Raw genomic sequence first — 5,537 nt, 5'->3', positions numbered from 1 at the left:
TGATGATGCTAATACATTAACAGAACAAATAATACATTATGCCGATATAAAAGAATCTCCAATAAATAGTCTATCTATCAATCATGAAGCTTCTAGAGAATTTCTTACTACCCCTCTATATTCAGCCGAAAATATACTGCAAGAATATTTTGGTGATAGTAGCAAGTCATCGCCATTCATTGCTATTTCATTTACTGCACTTTATTGTATAACAAATAAAGTTAATAGTTGTGGCTGGATTTCTGGGTATGATAATAATCAATATATAGCAGGAGTTATGTGTAAAAATGAAAACAAGTAATAAACTTTCTTCAACTAAAGATTTATTTATATTTTATACGCTTGCTATTACCTTTTTTATTATATTAATCAGTGTGGCTTACTATTTTACTGGTAATGATTTATTAGGAACTAGCTATTCACTAAAAGAAATTATTTTTTTTAGTTTTTCTTTCTGGGTTGCTTTATTATTAATATTTCCATTTTTTATTTATGGATGGAAGAAAGCAACGCCATTATTAAGTAAACCATTTTTGCATAATAAAGAATCTTTGCCTGATATAAATACTCAAAATAATTCTTTCATAGACACTATTTTTAAACAATACGGTCGACGTAATTCTAAAAAATTTGCACGAATACTTCTTGTAGGCCCTCAATCCTCCATAGAAAAACTAGCCCCTCATTTAACCTCGGATATTTGGCAAGAAAATAATGGCACTTTATTGATTTACGGGGGGGATATTACACCCAGTAATGATGAAACTATTAGCCAAGAACTCAAACAACTCCGTCGTCGTCGCCCATTAGATGGCGTTATTTGGGTAACAGAGCATACGTTAACAGAGCAACCTCTTGATACGCCTGCTTATATTCCACTTAACAGTGCAAATGCTGACATCGCCAATCGCTATTTCCATCACCTCTTTCAACAATTACACTATCAAGCCCCAATCTGGGTATGGAATATGGGTAATCACGGTGAAATGACGGCTGACCAAACGCCGCCCATATTGTATGCAACACCACCTCAGTTCACTCCTGATGAAGTCACTCAAGCGCTAAAAAGCGTATTGCCAGCATTAAGTACACAAGGGACTCAAGCTGTATTACAGAATAAATCTCACACTTATTTACTGGCGTTAGCTCGTTTATTGCAATACGGCGGTAGCCAAAAAATAGCAGAGCGATTAGCACCATTGTTGACAGGGTATCGTACTTTGCCTTTTGCAGGCATGCTATTTAGCCCACCTACACTATCATCAGCAACATCTTCATCATCACATCATTGGGTTACCAGCACGCACTGGAATACCTTCCTCAACGCCAATGCACAATTACCTTCGCCGTTAAAACCGGCACCTTTAGGGTTGCATGTTAAACAAGTGGTGCAATATACCGCGGCAACTGCGATGATTGTTTGGGGAGTCGGTATGGCGCTCTCTTATTGGGGGAATCGCCAATTAATTGAAAATAGCCGTGAACAAGTGCGTATTGCCAATAATCCTCAACTGTCAGGAATGGAGCGTCTTAATGCTCAATACCAATTTCAGCAACGCCTTGGTGTACTTGACCATCGCGAACAAACTCATGTTCCCCTTTGGTTACGCTTTGGATTATCGCAAAATCAACCCTTATTAACCCAACTTTGGCCGGTGTATCAATCCGCCTTACTTCCGTTATTACAAACGCCAATACGCCAACAATTAACGCAAACACTCACACAATTTGCACAATTACCACCAGACAGCGAACAACGTGCTAATGCCACTCAACCGACTTATCAAGCGCTTAAAGCCTATTTGATGATGAGTCAGCCTGAACATATGGACGCGGACTTTTTCACACAAACCCTGCTGGCCACATTCACCCCTGCCACAGATGCCAGTGCTGGGGAATGGCAAACGTTAGGCAAAGAATTACTGCATTTTTATGCCGACCAATTACCTCATCACCCAGAGTGGACTCCCCCTATTGACCGTGCCTTAGTCAGTGATACTCGCACATTATTAATCCGTCAGATGGGGCAACGCAATGAAGAGACCGCGCTCTATCAACACATCTTGCAACAAGCCCACTATAACTATGCTGACATGACCTTAAATGACATGGTTGCCGATACCGATGTCACTGCCCTTTTCACCACAGAACAGACTGTACCGGGTATTTTTACCCGCAAAGCGTGGGAAGGATCCATTGAACCCGCCATTAAAAAAGCCGTAAATACACGACGCAATGAGATTGACTGGGTATTAAGCGATAGTCAGCAAACGTTAGATAGCGATATTGACCCTGAAAAATTAAAAGAACGCCTCACTGCCCGTTATTTTGCTGATTTCTCAGGCAGTTGGTTAGCATTTCTTAATAGCTTAAAGTGGCGCAACACCGATACACTCGCCGATACCATTGACCAACTCACCTTAATGAGTGATGTCCGTCAATCGCCCGTCATTGCCTTAATGAATACACTCGCTTATCAAGGTAAAACAGGGCGTCAGCAAGAAAAACTCACCGATTCTTTTGTTAACTCCGCATCTGAACTGCTTAACCAAAAACAACAACCGGTAATTAGCCAAAAGCCAACCTTTACAGGGCCTTTAGAGCCTGTCTTTGAGCCTGTATTGAATTTTATTGACCCTCAAAATAGCGCGACAGGTGATACCGTTAGCTTACAAGCCTATTTAACGCGGGTAACTCGAGTGCGCTTAAAACTGCAACAAGTGGCTAATGCACCTGACCCTCAAGCCATGTCACAAGCCTTAGCAGAAAGTATTTTTCAAGGCAAAAGCAGTGATTTAACGCAAACGTGGGATTATGGACAATTAATTGCCGCAAGTTTAGGTCAAGAATGGCATCGTTTTGGTGAGACCTTGTTAGTTGAGCCCATGACTCACGCATGGCAACAGTTACTCACACCAACCGCACAAGGCATTAATAGTGAATGGCAAAATGCGATTGTCACGGATTGGAATAGCGCTTTTAGTGGACGTTACCCTTTCAGCGATACACAAAGCGATAGTTCACTGCCATTGATGGCACAATATCTAAAACCCGACACTGGGCGCATTCAACGCTTTTTAGAGACTCGATTACAAGGTGTATTACGTAAAGAAGGTCAGCGGTGGGTACCTAATACGGCGAACACACAAGGTCTACGGTTTAACCCTGAGTTTTTAACTGCGCTTAATACGCTGAGTGAATTAGGGGATGTCGCTTTTGCCAATGGTGAAGCTCGCCTTTATTTTGAATTGCGACCGAATACGCATAAAAATGTCATGGAAACGATTTTAGTTATCGATAAGCAGACACTGACCTACCAAAATCAACGGGCAGAATGGCAACGCTTTGTCTGGCCTGCTGACACTGTCGCAGCAGGCGCATCACTCAGTTGGATGAGCACCACATCAGGAACACGGTTATATGCCGATCATCCTGGTGTATGGGGGTTTATTCGCTTATTAGACAATGCCACCGTTACGCCATATGCCGGTAATACCAGTAGCTACACCCTATCATGGCCGACATTAGGTGGCACACCGTTGCAATATACCTTGCGCACTGAAATGGGTGAAGGTCCGCTTGCGTTATTAAAACTCCGTAATTTTACCTTACCGACTACGGTTTTTTTAGATAATTAGAAATAGGGATATCACAAGGAACGTGATATTAACGTTATCGCACTTATTTTATTTAGAGATAGATAAATTGCAAAAAGGATAAAATTAATATGGACTATTATGGATTACATCCAAAGTTTAAACTTAATCGCCCTTTAAATAAGAATGAAATCGCAGGTAAACTTGAACAAAATAACCGAATTGAGATAACGAATGAAGAATTAATCCCAGATATTAAAGTGATTGCGATTAATTCATATTATCTTGAAATGGTCGATAAATATTATTCTTCGAAAGGTATTTTTAGTTTTATTGGTATTTTTTGTTCTACTTGTATTTTTGGTGTGTATTTTTTAGTGGCTATATTTTCAAATTATACTTCTGAAACAATAGTAAATCTAATAATAGTAGGTATGCTAGCAATACCTATGGGAATCTTTATGCTATTTTTAATTAAAACAGAGTGGTTTGCTTGGACTCATTACCCACTACGATTTGATCGTAAAAATCAATTAGTACACGCCTTTCGAACTGATGGCTCTATTATTACCGTTCCATGGAAAAAGGTTTTTTTTACCACAGGTCTTAATCATATTAAAAGCATTCAAGGTGACTATTATATTAGTGGTCATGTTTTGGCTGAGGATAATAGAACGGTGATTGATACCTTTTGTCTTCCGGGTTCTGGCGGTAATCTTGAATTACTGAAAAATCATTGGGAATTTGTTCGTCGTTATATGGAAGAAGGTCCTGAACATCTTATTGAACAAGTTCCGTTTTGTTTACCCATTGCAAATAAAAAAGAGAGTTTTGGTTTTACCTTTTTTTATATCAGCACCCTATTCAAAGGGATACCTAAAATTTTGATGCCATTGCTATTTCCATTTATTTTTATTCTCAGTATTCCTCGTTACATTGCGATATTAACCAGTCGTCGTCCTATTTGGCCACAGGAAATTGAGGAACAATGCACAATAGAAAAAGATGACCCTTATGTCATGAATGAAAAAACAAACCCGAAAGATCTGTGGGACGCATTTTATTAATTATTCTATAAAAAGATAATAAAAAGTGGGATCATAACTCTTCATTATTATCCAGTAATTACTGATGACAAAATATCTAATGAAAAAATGATTTATTTATTTAATAATTGGGATAGAGCACAATATATATTAATCAATAATGAAAAAATATATTATTTACTCCTATATTTCATAATAAAAATCTCACCAGAGTAGATATAGCTAAAGAAAGAGATAAGAAGAATATAATTTATTACACTGATGGAACGATAGAAAAAACTTTTTCAGGAGATCCTAACTATAACAAGCTAAAAAGTCTTGATTAAAAAATAGAGATATTAAATGTGATTAACATAAAAACACAACCCGTTATAAATAAATTAAAATAAACACCTTATTATTCCTTAATATTAACTATTTCACGTACTAAGTTCCATTATTTTAATTTATTAAATACCTCTTTTTCGATAGCTAATTATACCTTTATCACTCATGACATAATTTTTACCTCAACCTCAAGGACGTCTCCTCTATGCGTATCAATGATATGATTACATCACTCACTCAAGGCCAAAACCGTTATCACCTTGAGGTACAAGGGTGTGATGAATTACTCGATGTGGAACACTTCACCGGGCGTGAAGCCATCAGTGAGACTTATCGCTACCAAATTACCTTTACTTGTGCGGCTAAAGACTTATTGCCTCAACAACTTTTACGACGCAGTGCCAGTTTAACGTTTACCCCGCCAATACAATCGTTAGCCCAACTCGCCACACAAGAGGCGATTGATAAACGTGTGCATGGCACTGTTACCGATTTTCGTCGGTTATCAGGCTCTGCTGATGAAGCCCGTTATCAACTCACCTTAGAGCCGTTCTTTGCCCTACTCCGC

4 protein-coding genes are annotated in these 5,537 nt (G+C 38.6%); all 4 read left to right on the top strand.

The window, feature by feature from the left end; genetic code table 11:
* On the top strand, positions 1–301 hold a 301-nt coding region (locus M983_RS17580; RefSeq protein WP_167348686.1), incomplete at its 5' end, for a hypothetical protein.
* Positions 288–3,638: an ImcF-related family protein gene (locus tag M983_RS13775; RefSeq protein WP_066752068.1), complete on the top strand. Its 3,351-nt coding sequence runs from the start codon at positions 288–290 to the stop codon at positions 3,636–3,638. The genes M983_RS17580 and M983_RS13775, both read left to right, overlap by 14 nt.
* Positions 3,639–3,727: 89 nt before the next feature.
* Positions 3,728–4,663 carry a DUF6708 domain-containing protein gene (locus tag M983_RS13770; protein WP_074388177.1) on the top strand — a complete coding sequence of 312 codons (936 nt, stop codon included), beginning with the start codon at positions 3,728–3,730 and terminating at the stop codon, positions 4,661–4,663.
* A gap of 511 nt (positions 4,664–5,174) precedes the next feature.
* The coding region (locus tag M983_RS13765; RefSeq protein WP_281180122.1) for a contractile injection system protein, VgrG/Pvc8 family at positions 5,175–5,537 on the top strand (363 nt) is incomplete at its 3' end.

Origin of the sequence: Proteus myxofaciens ATCC 19692 (assembly GCF_001654855.1) — a bacterium.
Classification (GTDB): Bacteria; Pseudomonadota; Gammaproteobacteria; order Enterobacterales; family Enterobacteriaceae; genus Proteus; species Proteus myxofaciens.
This window is presented reverse-complemented; position numbering and strand designations above follow the sequence as displayed.